Origin of the sequence: Emticicia sp. 17c (genome assembly GCF_037153985.1) — a bacterium.
Lineage (GTDB): Bacteria > Bacteroidota > Bacteroidia > Cytophagales > Spirosomataceae > Emticicia.
The window spans coordinates 206921-222289 of the sequence record NZ_JBBAYI010000008.1 but is presented as its reverse complement, the minus strand read 5'-3'; the positions used below and the strand labels follow the sequence as shown (position 1 = coordinate 222289).

Genomic DNA, 15369 nt, shown 5'->3' with positions numbered 1-15369 from the left:
AAGATTGTATTAATGTCTTTTTTTGAGACAATATCTTGTTTTTATCTAGTATTTGGCTAAAAATAATGATAAACGGCGCATATTGCGGTTAAAAGACAAAAGTGCATTTATGTTATACCTGATTTTTTTAGAATGAAACCCCTGAGCGAACAGAATTTAATTAGCCAGCTTTCGATTGACTGTGTGATTTTTGGTTTTCATGAACGACAATTGAAAGTATTGCTACCCAAATTTAAAATGGTAGGCGATTTCTGGGCTTTGCCTAGCGGGTTTATTGCGCAGGATGAGGGGATTGACGAAACAGCGCACCGGATTCTGGAAGAACGAACGGGCATAAGCCCTGTATTTATGGAGCAGTTCAGGACTTTCGGGCGGGCGGGGCGTTCAAACAAGGCATTGATGGAGGAAATATTTGCGCTCAATGAGGGGACTTTCGGGGGAATACGGTTTTCGGATGATGATTTGCAATGGTTTACCAGAAGGTTTGTATCGGTAGGTTATTTTGCGCTGGTTGATATAGCGAAGGTGAAGCCCGTAAAAACGTTTCTGGATGAGTCGATAGGGTGGTATAATATCAGGCAGTTACCCAAGACTATACTCGACCACAACGAGATGATTGAAAAGGCCCTGCAAACCCTGCAACTGTATGTTGACCAGAAACCCGTGGCGTTTCATTTATTGCCCGAAACGTTTACCATGAAGGAAGTGCAGGATTTATACGAAACTATTTTTGGCCGCCCTTTCAGGCGTAATAATTTTCAGAAGAAAATTCTTGAACTGAATGTGCTGGAACGCCTCGACAAGAAGTTTACCGGAGCCGCCAATAAAGCACCGTACTTGTATCGGGTGAGGAAAAACTAAGCTCTACCGCCTGCTAGTGAGCTACCTACGGTGGGAAACATTATACTATTAGCGTTACATTAAACAAGAAGCTGCTACCCTCTGCCTAGTTCCTGAACATCTGCCAGACATCGTACCCAAACCGGAGAATAAGCCCGAAAACTACTATCAGGAAAATGATTCTCACAAAGGAATTGCCCCGCAGAATGGCAATTTTGCTGCCTGCGTAAGACCCCAGCATATTGCAGAGCATCATGGGCAGGGCTATCTGAAACATAACAAAGCCTTTGGTAACGAAAAATATAAGCGAGGAAACATCGGCTATGACATTTACTACTTTGGCTATGGCCGATGCCGACAAAAAGCTGTATCCGATAATGCTTACAAACCCAAACACCAGCAAACTGCCCGTGCCGGGGCCTACAAAGCCATTATAAAAGCCAGTAGCCATGCCTATGAGCAAGCCATAAAACGGAACGCTCGCAAGGGCAAAGCGAAGTTTTTCGTGCTGACCCAGTTCTTTTTTTCGGTAGGTGTAAAGGGCTATCAGGGTCATGAGTACCAGAATGGTGGGCTTTAGTATCTGCGCGCTCATGCGGCTCGAAATTAACGCGCCCAAGTATGACAGCACGGCTGCGCCTATGCCTGCAAAAATAACGGTGCGCCAAGGTATTTGTACCTTGCGGGCATACTGATACCCCGCTACCGCCGTACCCATAAACGAAGCAAAGCGGTTAGTGCCTATTACCTGAGGCACCGAATAATGCGGAAACAGAATAAAGAGGGCTGGCACTTGTACTAAACCGCCGCCACCCACGATGGAATCAATAAAACCTGCGAAAAAAGCAGCAATACAAGAAATGAGGGTTACCTGTGACATAATTGTTTTGAATACCCAAAGGCAAGAAGCTGGCCGTGTGCTGAGGCAGCCGGAAAAATCAGGATAAAACGGGGCAATGGGCGGGCCATTTACCCCGTAAAACTGTTAACTATTGTGACCACTCGGTTGGGGTTCTGTCCCAACGGTGGAGTTTGAGTTGCAAGCGTAGGTTTTCGTCCAGTTTTTTGCCGTCGCTGGTAGCGATGTTGGCATTTACGTGGCGGACTTTCCGCATACCGGGAATAATGGTGTGTACGTCGTCGTTGCAGAGAATAAACCGCAGGGCCATTTCGGGCATGGTCATGTTTTCTGGCACGAGTGGTTTCAGGGCATCGGCGTGTTCAACGCTCGGAATCAGGTTTTCAGGCACGAAGTAGGTCGAACGCCAGTCGTCGGCCGGAAAAGTAGTTTCTTTCGTAAACAAGCCAGTGAGTGTACCTTCGTCGAAAGGCACGCGGGCAATAACGGCGATGTCCAGCTCGCGGCACAGCGGAAAGAGAGCATCTTCGGGGTTCTGGTCAAATATGTTGTAAATAACCTGTACCGAATCAATCAGGCCCGTCTTGAGGGTTTCGAGCACGTTGTTTGGCTCCCAGCGGTTTACGCTTACGCCAAAGTGTTTTACTTTGCCTTCTTGTTTTAGTTTGGTTACGGCTTCTTTCCAGTCGTCGTTGGTTGCCCAGGCATCTTCCCAGACATGAAACTGTTGCAGGTCGATACACTCAACGCCCAGATTTTTCAGACTTTTTTCGGTGTATTCAATAATATGGCTGGCCGGAAAGCAGTCTTCCAGCAGGAAATCTGATTTTGAAGGCCAAATAAAGTTTTTAGGCGGAATTTTGGTGGCAAAATGCAGGTTTTTTTGCGCGTATTTTTTGAGTAGGCTACCCAGAATTTCCTCGCTGCGGCCTGCGCCATACCCCCATGCGGTATCGAAGAAATTACAGCCCAACTCAACCGAACGGGCCAGCGACTGCCCTACTTCGTCTTGGTCGGAGCCAGTCCAGCCTGCTAGTCCCCACATACCATAACCTATTTCGCTGACCTTCCAGTCAGTTCGTCCAAATCGTCTATACTCCATGATGCTTTCTGCTAGTTAAGAGTGAATAAGTATAAGTTTTAAAGCTACAATAAGCCAAAACACAAAATTGAATAATGTAAACGTAAAAGCGAAACGTAAGGGCCAAAATATCTGCTGACCCTTACGAATATTTCGGTATGGCTGTGGTTTACTGTACTTAGCCGCCGTGTTTTTGGTTGAGGTAAGCGGCGCGTATCCAAGCCCCGATACCTGTCAGAAAAAGCGCAATGGCTATGCCAAAGGTTATCCATTTGGCTATGCCAGCGTTAGAAGCCAACGCGGCGGCGGCATCGGCACGGTTGGGAAAGGCCGTGAGCATGGTAATGATACCCGCGTTTTCGAGCAAGTCGCAGATAATTACCAACAACGGAAAAACATTCAGCTTTTGCATGAAGCTATCGGCAGTAAAGCCTCTTTTAAAAACATAACTTAGCAGCAACAGGTTGGTAATGGTGTAAATAATGGGGTAAATGATGTCAACAAAGGCCTCTACAAAAAGGTAGTACTTGCGGCCTTGCTCCTGATAGCCGTCGAGCATGGCGTAGGCTTGGTCGGGGGTAAAACCGAATTTGAGGTCGAGTACGCCGAGTTTTTGATCGGGGTCGAATCGGGTCTGGATATAAGGCAGAATGAGCATCGAGATAATCATTTGCAGGGCAAAGAAAACAAGCACGTTACGCCCAGACGCGTACCGGCGTGCCAGATTAGCTATTTTAGTAAGCATGTTATAGGGTTTGGTATAATTGATAGTAAGCAGACAAATATAAAAATAATAATGCGCTTAAATCATAAAAGGCGTAAATCATTCAGAAAAATTGATTCTTCGGCCCCTACCCGATGTTTTTTCTTGAAAATAGCCTGAATTTACCCAAATCAGGCTATTTATGTGGGTAAATTCTAAATTAATTCAGAATTGAAATCATATTTTTGTTAGTATGAAAATACTGGTTATTGAAGACGAAAAAGAACTGGCACAAAACATTGCCGATTATCTGGAGGCAGAAAAATACCTGTGCGAGTTTGCAGTTACTTACGAACAGGCCATAGAAAAAATAAACCTCTATGCCTATGACTGTATACTGCTCGACCTGATGCTGCCCGGCGGCAATGGCTTACAGATTTTGCAAGCTATTAAAGCACAAAACAAGCAGGATGGGGTCATTATTATTTCGGCTAAAAATGCCATTGAAGATAAAGTTACCGGCCTAAAGTCGGGGGCTGACGATTACCTTGCCAAACCTTTTCATTTGCCTGAGTTATCGGCCCGCATTTACTCACTGGTGCGCCGCAAACAATTCAATAATGCCAATATTATTGAACAAAATGAAATACTGATTGATGTACTGGCCAAAACCGTAACGGTAAATGGCGAGGCGGTAAGCCTTACCCGCAAAGAGTTTGGGCTATTGTTGTTTTTTATTGGCAACAAAAATCGTGTTGTGTCAAAAAGTGCAATAGCCGAGTACCTTTCAGGCGATATAGCCGATATGCTCGACAACCACGATTTTATTTATGCCCATATTAAAAATTTAAAGAAAAAACTTACCGACGCTGGCTATGGAAATTACCTTAAAACCATGTATGGCTCAGGATACAAATGGGAACTATGAGTAAATTATTACACAAGCCGCTACGCGTTTTTACGCTCTATGCGCTGGTAATACTGGTGCTGAGTATTCCGGTTTATTACTGGGTAGTTGATACTATCTGGTTAAAAGAACTGGATGTGCATAACAAAACCGTTGAGGGCCACATAAAAGACGGTTTTAAAAACAGTAGCCTTAATGGCAGGCAAATTACTGACGCCATTAATATCTGGAGCCGCATACAACCCGGCGTAAAAATAAGTCAGGTGCGGGCTACTGACATCCGCAAAGACAGCGTTTATGAGGTTATCAGGCCGAACCCCTACGCACATGAGGTTTTTGAGCGTTTCAGGGGGCGTTCTACTTATTTCTATATTCAGGGGAAGCCCTATCATTTATCAGTAGAAACAAATGTGGAAGAAACCCACGAAACCATGCTTGCCATAGCTGTTGTTACTATTTTGTTTTTTATTTTGCTGGTAATAGGTTTTATTCTGCTGAACCGAAAAATTGCTACTACAATATGGCAGCCCTTTAAAAACACATTGAATGAACTGAAACGGTTTGACCTCAACAGCCATAAGTCTATACAATTGGCTGCTTCTGATATTGAAGAATTTGAGGAGCTGAATCGGGTACTTGGCAAACTCATAGACAATAATATTGCGGTATATAATCAGCAAAAACAATTTACCGAAAACGCCTCGCATGAGCTACAAACGCCTTTGGCTTTACTAAAGTCGAAAATAGACTTGCTCTTACAAAATGGCAGCTTCAACCAGCAACAACTGGCACTGATTACAAGCCTGAATACCCCATTGGCTAGGGTGTCGCGCATTAATAAAAATCTTTTGCTACTGGCTAAAATTGAGAATCATCAATATGCCGATGAGCAACTTATACCCCTGAACGAAGTACTGGACGAAACAATAGATATTTTGTCAGACTACGCCCTTAACAAGCAAATCAGGATTGATAATCTTATAGCCGAGCCAATTATGGTTAAAGGCAACAAACACCTTCTGGAAATTATGCTCTCAAATCTGGTTGTTAATGCTATCAGCCATAATATCGAACACGGAAGCATCGCCCTTGCGTATCAGGCTCCGGTGTTCAGCATTGCCAATTCGGGGCTTAATTCATTAAATAAAGATACGTTATTCAAGCGTTTTGTTTCGGCTTCGGCTCAAACAACCAATAGTGGCTTGGGGCTGGCCATTGTAAAAGAAATCTGTAACCGTTACAACTGGCCTATCGATTATACTTTTGCCGAAAACCAACATCGTTTTTTTATAACGTTTCAATAAATTCAGAATTTCTACAAAAAGGTGTCGCTAGTTTGCGTACACATTCCGGCAGATACCGGAATGTGATTTTAACTTACGACGCATATCATGAAGAATTTATTTTTATTACTTTTTCTGATTCCGCTCAGCAGCCTTGCGCAAACATCGGGCGTGAGTGTTTCGGGCCAGATAAAAGACCAGCAAAAGAAAGAAGTTTTGGCTTATGTAAATGTAGTGCTGAAAAACGAAAAAGACAGCAGCTTTGTTATTGGCACAGTTACCAACGAGGAAGGGCGTTTTACTTTAAGCAACATTAAAACCGGCAGGTATATGCTTGAATTTTCGTTTGTTGGGTATCTTACCAAAAAACAACCGCTGTTTGTTGGCAACATGAGTGCTTTTCTGGATATAGCCACCATTGAACTGACCGAAAAGACCGAACTTCTGAACGAAGTAACGGTAACAGCCCGCCAAGATGCCATTGGCAATAAAATGGATAAAAAGACCTTCAACGTAGCCGACAATATCAGCCAGAGTGGTGGGTCGGTGCTGCAAGCTATGTATAACCTGCCGGGTGTAACTATTCAGGATGGCAAGGTGCTGTTACGTGGCAGCGATAAAGTAACTGTACTGATTGATGGCAAACAAACGGCCCTGACGGGTTTCGGAAGCCAGACGAGTCTCGATAATATTCCGGCTTCGGCCATTGAAAAAATCGAAATTATTAATAATCCGTCGGCCAGATACGATGCCAACGGCAATGCGGGTATCATTAATATTATTTATAAAACCAATAAGCAAGAGGGTTTTAATGGAAAAGTAGGGTTGGCCGGAGGTTTGGGCGCACTCTGGATAAAACAAGAAAACCTGCCTTCTATTCGGCCGCAGTATCAGGCTACGCCTAAAATCAACCCTTCGTTGTCGCTCAATTATAGAAAAAACAAAATCAATGCCTTTTTTCAGGGCGATTACCTCTACACCAGAACCCTGAACAAAAACGAGTTTGTTGACCGTTTTTATGACAACGGCGATGTGGTGAGGCAACAAACCAAACGAAACAGGCGTACCAGTTTGCCAACCGCAAAAACAGGTATCGACTGGCGTATCAATAGCAGTAATATGCTGACGGTATCGGGCTTTTTTAGTAGTGAGAAAATACTTGACAACGGCGATGAACCCTTTTTTAATGCCGATTTGACCGAAAGGCGTCGCCTGTGGCAATTTCTGGAAGATGAACTCAAAACTACCGTAATGGCTTCAACGGCGTATCAACACAAGTTTAAAGAGGCAGGCCACTTGCTGAACATCGGCTTCAATTACACGTTTCACCGTGAAGATGAAAAGTATTTCTTTACTAACATTATGCCTACTTTCACGGGGCTTGATGCGTTTAAACTGATTTCGGACGAACACGTGGGCGACTTAACCCTCGACTATATACGTCCGCTAAGGTATGGTCGTTTTGAAACGGGCCTGAAATTCAGACGGAGGGTGATTCCGACCAATATGTTGTTTATTCCTGGGCTGAACTCTCCGCTTGACGTTAATGCCGGCGGGGCTGCTACCTATAAAGAAACGATTCCGGCAGCTTATGGCACTTATATTTTTGAAAACCCCAAATATGAACTCGAAGCAGGCTTACGTGTGGAGTACGTAGGTGTGAGGTATGAGGTTAACCCTAACCATAACACCTACAAAAGCGATGGCTACAATTATGTGCAGCCTTTCCCGAATGTGCGTCTGGCTTATAAAATTAACGATAAAAACAAGTTATCGTTCTTTTATAACCGCCGCGTTGACCGCCCCAATGAGGTAGATATTCGTATTTTTCCGAAATATGACGATGCCGAAATTATTAAAGTCGGGAATCCGGCACTTGGGCCGCAATTTACTAACTCGCTGGAGTTGGGCTACAAAACAGGCTGGGCAAAAGGGTATTTTTATTCGGCGGTGTATCATCGTATTGCCGACGGAACCATTACCCGCATAGCCAGTACTGTACCGGGCAGCAATTTAATTTATGCTATTTTCCAGAATGCCAAACGTAGTTATAACACGGGTTTAGAAGTGTTGCTTTCGCAAGAGGCTGGTGCTGCGCTTACCTTAAACCTGAACGCCAATATTTATAAAAATGTTATTGATGCTTTTAGCGTTGAAAACAAGTATCCGACACCGCACACGTTCTCGGCCGATAAACAGGCTTTAACCTCAGGTAATGTAAAATTAAGTGGAACCATACACCTGCCTAAAAAAGTAGATGCCCAGTTTGTAGCGGTGTATCTGGCTCCCGACATTATTCCGCAAGGGAAAATAGGCGCGCGGTTTTCGGTTGATGCCGGCATAAAAAAGGCCATTCCTAAAGGAGAGGTTTTTCTGAATGCCACCGACTTACTGAATACAATGGTTGTTAAAAAAGAGATTTTTGGCGATGGTTTCAGGTACGTAAGCAAAGACTACTACGAAACACAGGTAATAAGGGCGGGTTATAATTATAAGTTTTAGCTATAAGAATACCCACGTATATTTAGTATCCGAAGTACTAACTTTACTGTGCTACCTGCTCTGAGTGGGTTATTTATAGCTAGTTTATGCGTTGGTGCTTTTGCATTCTGTACAAAAACACCAACGCAATATGACACAAATATCGTCAGGTTTATTCTGCCCAAAAACCTTAAAAACACTAAAATAGTACCGACTAATAAATTTACATAAAAATATATCAACGAATCAGGTTATTTGCTACATTTGTGGCATGTTTCGATTCAAGCAAATAGCCCTTGTTTTTTTATCACTATCGCTAGTGATGAAATCTCTCATTGTGCCGTTAATCTGCCTTGACTACGAGCTTCGCAAAGATTTTATCATTAAAAACTACTGCGTTAACAAAAACAGACCCGAATTGCACTGCGATGGTAAGTGTTTTCTGGCTAAAAAAATCAAAACTGAAACCGAAAAGGAAGAACAAAGTGCGCTTCAGAACTTTATTTATAAACTTCTGGAAATTAATTCCTTCGGCAACCAAAACAGTTTTACGTTTGATAATGTAACCGAAATCAGCGAATTTCCGGCTAACAATTATCTCTTTACCACTAAGGCTACTATTTCGTTTTCTTCTTCTATTTTTCATCCGCCTTCTTATTGCTAACACCCTTTTTTATTGTTTTTTAGTCAGGCTCCGTTCGGTGTCTGCTTATTACTCTATATCTAGTTTTTAAACAAATCATGGGTGTTTTGCTGGAGTATGCGCGTGCGCATAGCTCAGAACACGTATTTATAATTTTAATAGAATGAAAACCTTCTCATATTTACTTATTGCTCTTTTTGTTGCTTTTGCCATTGTTTCATGCCAGAAAGAGGACGAAATTAATCCAAACGACAAAAATACTGTTACGCTTGAGTTTGATAACCGCGTAGGCGACCAGAAATTGGTATTAGGCACAACATCAGCTAAAAATGCTTTGAATGAGGATTTCACGGTTACCCGCCTGAACTACTTTGTTTCAAATATTTCGCTTAAAAACGAAAACGGAACCGTAGTAAAATTCCCGAACAAATATTTTCTTGTGAAACACTCAGACCCTAACTCATGGCTGATTAAACTTGAGGATGTTCCGGCTGGGAATTACAATGAGGTGTCGTACATGATAGGCGTTGATAGCCTGAAATCGGTTTCTGATGTGAGCCAACGCACAGGCGTGCTTGACCCCGCCTCGTACGGCGACGATAACATGTATTGGTCGTGGAATATGGGGTATATTTTCTTTAAGATGGAAGGCAAATCGTCGGCTATTCCGATGAACATGATGAACATGACCGAATATCAGTTTCATGTAGGCGGTTTCGGTGGTATGACGGGCAAAACACCTAACAACCTTAAAACCATTACTTTGCCCATGACAACGGCAGCACAGGTAAGAGGCAGCGTGGCACCGCAGATTCATATCATTAATGATGTGCAGAAGGTTTTCAGCGGCGTAAATCAGGTAAGTATTGCTAAATCTTACATGACCCACGCACCGGAAGCGGGTATTCCGATTGGCCAGAATTACGCCAAGAGCTTCATTGTTGACCATGTGCATAACGAAAAAGACTGATGAAATCGAAATTGGTTATACTGCTTACCAGCGGGTTGGTTTATCTGGGCGTTGCGTGTTCGCACAACAACGCTCAGGTAATCAAGCCTGAAGAATTGTTTAAAGTACCAGCTAATTTTCCGAAGCCCGTTTATGATTTCTCGAAAAACCCCATCACCAACGATGGTTTTGAGTTAGGCAAAGCCCTTTTTTATGACGGGAATTTATCAAGAGACGGAACCATTTCGTGTGCCGAGTGCCACAGCCAGTCCTATGCTTTTACACACCACGGGCATGACCTGAGCCACGGAATTGACAACAAAATAGGTATCAGAAACGCCCCTCCTATTCAGAATATGGCTTTTCAGAAAGAGTTTTTCTGGGATGGTGGCGTGTTTGACCTCGATTTGTTTTCTATTGCGCCTATTGAAAACCCCGTGGAAATGGACGAAAAACTGGGAAATGTGTTAGATAAACTCCGCAAGCAAGAAAAATACACTACGTTGTTTCAGAAAGCCTACGGTAGCAAAGACATCACAACCGAGCGTTTTCTGAAAGCACTTTCGCAGTTTATGCTCACGCTGGTTTCGGCCAATTCGCGCTATGATAAGTACGTCAGAAAAGAAGCGGGCGGCACACTTACAAGCGATGAGTTGGAGGGGCTGGAAATTTTTAAACAAAAGTGCGCTTCGTGCCATTCGGGCGAGCTTTTCACTGACCATTCTTACCGCAATAACGGGCTGCCTGTTTATAATAAAGATGATACCGGACGAATGCGCATTACGGCAGCCGAAACTGACAGCTATAAGTTTAAAGTGCCAAGCCTCCGAAACATTGCCGTTACGGCCCCTTATATGCACGATGGCCGTTTTTATAGCCTTGATACCGTGTTGAACCATTATTCGGACGGGGTAATTGATTCAAAAACGCTCGATGCCGCGCTGAAACAAAATCAGGCTTTAGGTATAGCCCTTAATAAAGATGAAAAGCTGAAACTGATTGCGTTTCTGAAAACATTAACCGACGATGAGTTTCTGAAAAATAAAAGGTTTGCTATTTAGGCGTTATCCTGCTGAGGTAAGCAGCCTGTGAGCCGGAATAAACAATGAACCGAAAAAAATTCATATCGACCCTGACACTTGCTTTTTCAGGCTTGGGGGCGGCAGGCCACAAGCCGTCGGCCAATTGCCTGATAAAAACAAAGCGTATTTGTAATGTGTGCAAATATAATCTGGGGCGAAACATTTATTTCGAGAAGGGCGTGAAAGACGTAGAAGTGGATTGGGTGAAAGAAACCATTAAAATTGTTTATGATTCGACCAGAACCAATGCCGAAAAACTAAAACAGTTTATTGTGTCGATTGGCTATGATGCCGACGAGCTAAAAGCCAACATAAAAAAACGGGAAATACTAAGACCCTGTTGTGAAGATACCATAACGATTTGTAAATAAAATGAAAAAAATACTCCTTCTGTTATTACTAATTGGCGGCTTTGATGCACTGGCCTGCGATATTTGTGGATGTGCCAATGGTAGTGCTTTTGTTGGGCTTACTCCGCGCGCCGGAACCCAGTTTATCGGGCTGCGTTACCGTAGCCGGACTTTCGACTCGCACCTGAATAGTGTGTTGCTTAAAACCCGTGAAACGTACCAGACGGCCGAATTATGGGCGAGGTTCTATCCGGTCAAGAATCTTCAGGTAATGGCGTTTCTGCCTTATAATTCAAATCATCAGTTATTGCTCAACAGTGGCACCGAAACCCTGAAAAATGGCATTGGTGATGCCATTGTGCTGGCGCACGTAAATGTGCTAAATACGTTTCTGGATACCACCAACACAAGCCATATTTACCAAAGCCTGATGATTGGCGGAGGGGTAAAACTGGCAACAGGCAAATTTGAGTACGGGTATGAAGGCGAAATAAATCCGAATTTTCAGTTGGGTACGGGTAGTACTGATTTTCTGTTGAGTGCTATTCATACTATTAAGATACATAGCTGGGGGCTGAATACTGAAATTGGGGGTAGAATCTCGACACGAAGTAACGATAAATATCGGTTCGGAAATCGGATAAATGGCTCATTAACGGCCTTTTACTCGAAAGCGTGGGGAGAGTTTTCGATGATGCCCAATGTAGGGGCCATTGTAGATTATGGTTTCAGGGATATAAAAGAAGGGAAACGAAACTCACAGACGGGAGGTGTAGCCACGCTTGCCAATGCAGGTATTGAGCTATACTACCGTAGGTTTAATGTTGGGGCATCGTACAGGATTCCGATTTACCAGAATCTGGGCGAAGGCGAACTGAAATCGTTGCCACAATATGGCATAAGCCTGACCGTGAATTTTTAAGGTATCGGGTATGTATACGCCTTTGTTTCATCAGGTTTTTGGCCTAGCTTCTGGCATCGGCTTTCAGGCTCCAGTTGGAGCCTATTACTGATGATTGACTAGCGGCTTTCACTCCTGTACTATCATACCTATTGAAATAGTGTATGATAGGTTTCCTTCCGTGAGCTTGTATAGGTTAAAATGAATCACTTATCATGCGTTATAAACCTTTTCTCCACAATTCAAGTTTCATAAAGGTTTTCCATTCAGGAAAATCCGGCTCATTAGGTAATCTTATATTGTTATCAAGCCCATTGCCAATAATTAAATCATGAAATTCATATAATCTTTCTTCCCCACTTTCATCAAAAAGATCGGGATAGTCTCTTACTTTTATGAATAGCTTTTCACTTTCAGTTACTAATTTCAATCTATCCCATCCTCTATTGCCAAAAAACTCCATGATATCCTCAAATCGATATATAAAATAATTCCAATCCTTAGCAACACTAAAGCATTTTTCAAAAAGCTCTTCCAAAGAGTTTAATTCGTTTTCGGCAGTTGTTTGCATTTTATGCTATTTACTATGAAGTTGTTTAAGATATTCACTAAATAAAATAGATGTACAAGAAATAGATAAATTTGTTTTGCGGAACAAAATTTCTAAATCAAATGAGCCTCTGTCCTGCTCCCCTAAGTTGCTACCCATATTAAACTAGAGATTAAGGTTTTTATCAACAAATTGTTGTAGTGGTATTACCCAAATGACCTTTAAAACAAAACAAACTTGACCTTTAAAACAAAGTCCACCCTTTTTGTTTAGTCTACCTTTGTATCATCAATTAATTATAAAAATAAATAAAAAAATGGTACAGAACAACTCAACCCGTGCAACAGTTGCAGGTCAGACAAAAACAGCATCTGAGGTGCTTACTACATTTCTTAACCATGTTGGCCGAGGGAATCCCCAACAAATTGCGTCCTATTTTGCACCAGATGGCTACATTGAAGCCCCTTATGTAGCCTCGATTGGTATGCCCACGATTATGGCTGGCCGAGAAACCATAGAAGCCACCATGCAAGGCTTGTTGCAAAACGCGCCTAACTTCCATTTTACTGATATCAGAATTATAATGGAAACGGCAACAGAAGCCATTGCTGAATACAAAAGTTCTGCCACCTTAACCAACGGACGAGCCTACAACCAAGCGTATATATGCCATGTGGTTACCAAGAACGGTGAAATTGTATCTCACAGAGAGTTTCTTAATACTATTCCGTTTGTGGAGGCTTTTTTCCCGAACGGCCTTTCAGATTTAATCATAAAATAATAAAACAGCCATGAGAGTAACCAAAGAAATGCACCATAGAGAACTTCAAGGAAGCTATGGTATAATGAAGTTTTCATCAAAACTATTGATGAACAACATAGGTATTAGCCTGCTAAATGCCAATAGTAGAAGAGCAAAAGGAAAGAATATTGAGGGCCTGCATTGTGAAGAAAAATATATACCCAGTAATAATGGTGGCCCAGATATTCGTGTTCGGGTTTTCAAGCCATTGAATTTTTCTGGCGAATTACCCGGAATGTTGTATATACACGGTGGTGGATATATGCTGGGGAATCCTGAAGAATTTATGCAAGTAATCAAGAATTTTATTGATGCCAAACCTTGTGTAGTAGTAGCCCCCGATTACCGCAAAGCCGTTGATGCTCCTTACCCTGCTGCCTTCAACGATTGCTACGATACCCTTTTGTGGTTGAACGAAAATGTAAAACATCTGCATATTATTCCAAACAAAATAATAGTAGCAGGCCATAGCTCAGGTGGTGGGCTGGCGGCGGCAGTTTCATTAAAAGCCACCGATACGGATGAGGTTAAAATTGCTTTTCAGATACCGGTTTATCCTATGATTGACGACAGGCAAAACACGGAGTCGGCAAGAGACAATAACTCGGCTGGCTGGAATGCCAACTCAAACAAATTGGGTTGGGCAAAATATTTAGGTGATTTAAAAGAGATACCGCCTTATGCTGCACCAGCAAGAGCCATGAATTATTCAAAACTTCCGCCCACAATAACGTTTGTTGGAGACTTAGAACCGTTTAGAGACGAAACCGTAAATTATGTAAACCAACTGCAAAAAGCCGGAATACCCGTATCATTCAAATTGTTTAATGGCTGTTACCACGCCTTTGAAGTGCTTTTCCCTCAATTAGAAATCAGCAAAGAGGCTTGGAGTTTTTTACTTGACACTTATACCTACTATGTAGAAAGGTACATTTATGAAACCAAATGACCTTTTAAACAAACCTTTTTGAACCTTAAAACAAAGGTAACACTATAAACTTGTTTTACCTTTGTTTTATAATTTTATCAAGACATGGAACATATCACAAAATTCATTACTAACGAAATCAAACTTTCAAGTTTGCGGGATAAGTATTTCAAAACAGAAGTAACACTGGAAGAACATGTGCTGGTTTTTATTTTTTCGGGTGAAACAAAATTGATACAAGCCGATGCCTCGTATTTATTTACGAGTGGTGATGTTTTCCTGATTCCAAGAAATCAGTTAACTACTGTTCTGAATTACCCTAAGGATGGGCTACCACATAGGGCAGTGGCTATTCATCTGTCAACAGAGCGTTTGAAACGAATTTACCAAGATATTACTCCAGCCGAACCTGTTAAAAAAGTTGAAATCTTGAGTTATAAAAACCACCCTTTGCTGGATAGTTACCTTGCTTCGTTATTGCCTTATTTTGACATGAAAGATACTATTCCTGAAAATATAGCTTCACTTAAAATACAGGAAGCCATTAGTATTCTTAGGGTAATAGACAAAAGCATCGATATTGTTTTAGCTAATTTTGAAGAACCCTGGAAGATACCCTTAACGGAGTTTATGGAAAAAAACTTCATGTTCAATATGCCCTTAGAGAAAATCAGCTATTTAACAGGGCGTAGTTTATCAACTTTCAAGCGAGATTTCAAAAAGCTATTCAATACTACCCCTCAAAAATGGCTCACAAAAAAACGGCTCGAATTGGCACATTATAACTTAGTACAAAATAAAAAACCAACCGATGTATATTTTGAAGTAGGCTTTGAAAACCTATCTCATTTTTCTTTTGCTTTCAAAAAACAATATGGCTATTCGCCTACTCAACTGCAATCAAATTCAGCCAGAAAATGAGTATCACCTTATTATCAATTTGGGCTTCGAGGAAGCTACTTTTGAAAAAAAAGAAAATATCCAGCTCAACGAGCTACACTTCAAATACG

Annotated in this window: 16 protein-coding genes; 12 read left to right on the top strand and 4 right to left on the bottom strand. The window is 42.0% G+C overall.

What is annotated here, in order from left to right:
- Positions 1 to 132: 132 nt before the first annotated feature.
- Entirely contained in the window at positions 133 to 861 is a 729-nt protein-coding gene (locus tag WAA15_RS16590; RefSeq protein ID WP_337043926.1) for an NUDIX hydrolase, read from the top strand.
- A gap of 85 nt (positions 862 to 946) precedes the next feature.
- Here the strand turns inward: WAA15_RS16590 and WAA15_RS16585 are convergent, their stop codons facing one another.
- From WAA15_RS16585 to WAA15_RS16575, 3 genes are all read right to left on the bottom strand, one after another.
- Positions 947 to 1720, bottom strand: a complete 774-nt coding sequence (locus WAA15_RS16585; RefSeq protein WP_337043925.1) for a sulfite exporter TauE/SafE family protein — start codon at positions 1718 to 1720, stop codon at positions 947 to 949.
- A 109-nt stretch (positions 1721 to 1829) separates the two neighbouring features.
- On the bottom strand, positions 1830 to 2801 hold the full coding sequence (locus WAA15_RS16580) for an aldo/keto reductase (RefSeq protein ID WP_337043924.1): 972 nt from the start codon (positions 2799 to 2801) through the stop codon (positions 1830 to 1832).
- Between the two features lie 157 nt (positions 2802 to 2958).
- Entirely contained in the window at positions 2959 to 3525 is a 567-nt protein-coding gene (locus WAA15_RS16575) for a hypothetical protein (protein WP_337043923.1), read from the bottom strand.
- Positions 3526 to 3736: 211 nt separating this feature from the next.
- On the opposite strand from WAA15_RS16575, the gene WAA15_RS16570 reads away from it, so the two are divergent.
- From WAA15_RS16570 to WAA15_RS16535, 8 genes are all read left to right on the top strand, one after another.
- Complete coding sequence (locus WAA15_RS16570) at positions 3737 to 4411, top strand: response regulator transcription factor (protein ID WP_337043922.1); 675 nt, start codon at positions 3737 to 3739, stop codon at positions 4409 to 4411.
- Positions 4408 to 5694 (top strand): sensor histidine kinase, encoded by a 1287-nt coding sequence (gene porY, locus WAA15_RS16565; protein WP_337043921.1) that lies wholly within the window; start codon positions 4408 to 4410, stop codon positions 5692 to 5694. The genes WAA15_RS16570 and porY overlap by 4 nt, the downstream gene beginning before the upstream one ends.
- An 87-nt stretch (positions 5695 to 5781) precedes the next feature.
- Positions 5782 to 8175 carry a TonB-dependent receptor domain-containing protein gene (locus WAA15_RS16560; RefSeq protein WP_337043919.1) on the top strand — a complete coding sequence of 798 codons (2394 nt, stop codon included), beginning with the start codon at positions 5782 to 5784 and terminating at the stop codon, positions 8173 to 8175.
- 301 nt (positions 8176 to 8476) lie between these two features.
- Positions 8477 to 8818: a hypothetical protein gene (locus tag WAA15_RS16555; RefSeq protein ID WP_337043918.1), complete on the top strand. Its 342-nt coding sequence runs from the start codon at positions 8477 to 8479 to the stop codon at positions 8816 to 8818.
- 142 nt (positions 8819 to 8960) lie between these two features.
- Positions 8961 to 9767 carry an MbnP family protein gene (locus WAA15_RS16550; protein WP_337043917.1) on the top strand — a complete coding sequence of 269 codons (807 nt, stop codon included), beginning with the start codon at positions 8961 to 8963 and terminating at the stop codon, positions 9765 to 9767.
- The gene (locus WAA15_RS16545) at positions 9767 to 10807 is read left to right on the top strand and encodes a cytochrome-c peroxidase (protein WP_337043916.1); all 1041 of its coding nucleotides are present in this window, start codon (positions 9767 to 9769) and stop codon (positions 10805 to 10807) included. The genes WAA15_RS16550 and WAA15_RS16545 overlap by 1 nt, the downstream gene beginning before the upstream one ends.
- A gap of 44 nt (positions 10808 to 10851) precedes the next feature.
- Positions 10852 to 11199 (top strand): heavy-metal-associated domain-containing protein, encoded by a 348-nt coding sequence (locus tag WAA15_RS16540; RefSeq protein ID WP_337043915.1) that lies wholly within the window; start codon positions 10852 to 10854, stop codon positions 11197 to 11199.
- Position 11200: 1 nt separating this feature from the next.
- Positions 11201 to 12100 carry a hypothetical protein gene (locus WAA15_RS16535; protein WP_337043914.1) on the top strand — a complete coding sequence of 300 codons (900 nt, stop codon included), beginning with the start codon at positions 11201 to 11203 and terminating at the stop codon, positions 12098 to 12100.
- Between the two features lie 199 nt (positions 12101 to 12299).
- Here WAA15_RS16535 and WAA15_RS16530 read toward each other — a convergent pair whose 3' ends face one another.
- The gene (locus WAA15_RS16530; RefSeq protein ID WP_337043913.1) at positions 12300 to 12650 is read right to left on the bottom strand and encodes a hypothetical protein; all 351 of its coding nucleotides are present in this window, start codon (positions 12648 to 12650) and stop codon (positions 12300 to 12302) included.
- Between the two features lie 295 nt (positions 12651 to 12945).
- Here WAA15_RS16530 and WAA15_RS16525 point away from each other — a divergent pair, with 295 nt between their 5' ends.
- The 3 genes from WAA15_RS16525 to WAA15_RS16515 all read left to right on the top strand — a co-directional run bounded on the left by WAA15_RS16525 (position 12946) and on the right by WAA15_RS16515 (position 15280).
- On the top strand, positions 12946 to 13410 hold the full coding sequence (locus WAA15_RS16525) for a nuclear transport factor 2 family protein (RefSeq protein WP_337043912.1): 465 nt from the start codon (positions 12946 to 12948) through the stop codon (positions 13408 to 13410).
- Positions 13411 to 13420: 10 nt separating this feature from the next.
- Positions 13421 to 14380, top strand: a complete 960-nt coding sequence (locus tag WAA15_RS16520; RefSeq protein WP_337043910.1) for an alpha/beta hydrolase — start codon at positions 13421 to 13423, stop codon at positions 14378 to 14380.
- 84 nt (positions 14381 to 14464) lie between these two features.
- A complete protein-coding gene (locus tag WAA15_RS16515) occupies positions 14465 to 15280 on the top strand; it encodes a helix-turn-helix domain-containing protein (protein WP_337043909.1) in 816 nt (271 codons plus the stop codon).
- Positions 15281 to 15369 lie beyond the last annotated feature (89 nt).

Bases quoted from the DNA above. Each gene is read 5' to 3' on its own strand.
- WAA15_RS16545 (WP_337043916.1), top strand. From the start codon at position 9,767: ATGAAATCGAAATTGGTTATACTGCTTACCAGCGGGTTGGTTTATCTG.
- WAA15_RS16570 (WP_337043922.1), top strand. From the start codon at position 3,737: ATGAAAATACTGGTTATTGAAGACGAAAAAGAACTGGCACAAAACATT.
- WAA15_RS16525 (WP_337043912.1), top strand. From the start codon at position 12,946: ATGGTACAGAACAACTCAACCCGTGCAACAGTTGCAGGTCAGACAAAA.
- WAA15_RS16555 (WP_337043918.1), top strand. From the start codon at position 8,477: ATGAAATCTCTCATTGTGCCGTTAATCTGCCTTGACTACGAGCTTCGC.
- WAA15_RS16530 (WP_337043913.1), bottom strand. From the start codon at position 12,650: ATGCAAACAACTGCCGAAAACGAATTAAACTCTTTGGAAGAGCTTTTT.
- porY (WP_337043921.1), top strand. From the start codon at position 4,408: ATGAGTAAATTATTACACAAGCCGCTACGCGTTTTTACGCTCTATGCG.
- WAA15_RS16515 (WP_337043909.1), top strand. From the start codon at position 14,465: ATGGAACATATCACAAAATTCATTACTAACGAAATCAAACTTTCAAGT.
- WAA15_RS16535 (WP_337043914.1), top strand. From the start codon at position 11,201: ATGAAAAAAATACTCCTTCTGTTATTACTAATTGGCGGCTTTGATGCA.
- WAA15_RS16520 (WP_337043910.1), top strand. From the start codon at position 13,421: ATGAGAGTAACCAAAGAAATGCACCATAGAGAACTTCAAGGAAGCTAT.
- WAA15_RS16585 (WP_337043925.1), bottom strand. From the start codon at position 1,720: ATGTCACAGGTAACCCTCATTTCTTGTATTGCTGCTTTTTTCGCAGGT.
- WAA15_RS16560 (WP_337043919.1), top strand. From the start codon at position 5,782: ATGAAGAATTTATTTTTATTACTTTTTCTGATTCCGCTCAGCAGCCTT.
- WAA15_RS16575 (WP_337043923.1), bottom strand. From the start codon at position 3,525: ATGCTTACTAAAATAGCTAATCTGGCACGCCGGTACGCGTCTGGGCGT.
- WAA15_RS16550 (WP_337043917.1), top strand. From the start codon at position 8,961: ATGAAAACCTTCTCATATTTACTTATTGCTCTTTTTGTTGCTTTTGCC.
- WAA15_RS16590 (WP_337043926.1), top strand. From the start codon at position 133: ATGAAACCCCTGAGCGAACAGAATTTAATTAGCCAGCTTTCGATTGAC.
- WAA15_RS16540 (WP_337043915.1), top strand. From the start codon at position 10,852: ATGAACCGAAAAAAATTCATATCGACCCTGACACTTGCTTTTTCAGGC.
- WAA15_RS16580 (WP_337043924.1), bottom strand. From the start codon at position 2,801: ATGGAGTATAGACGATTTGGACGAACTGACTGGAAGGTCAGCGAAATA.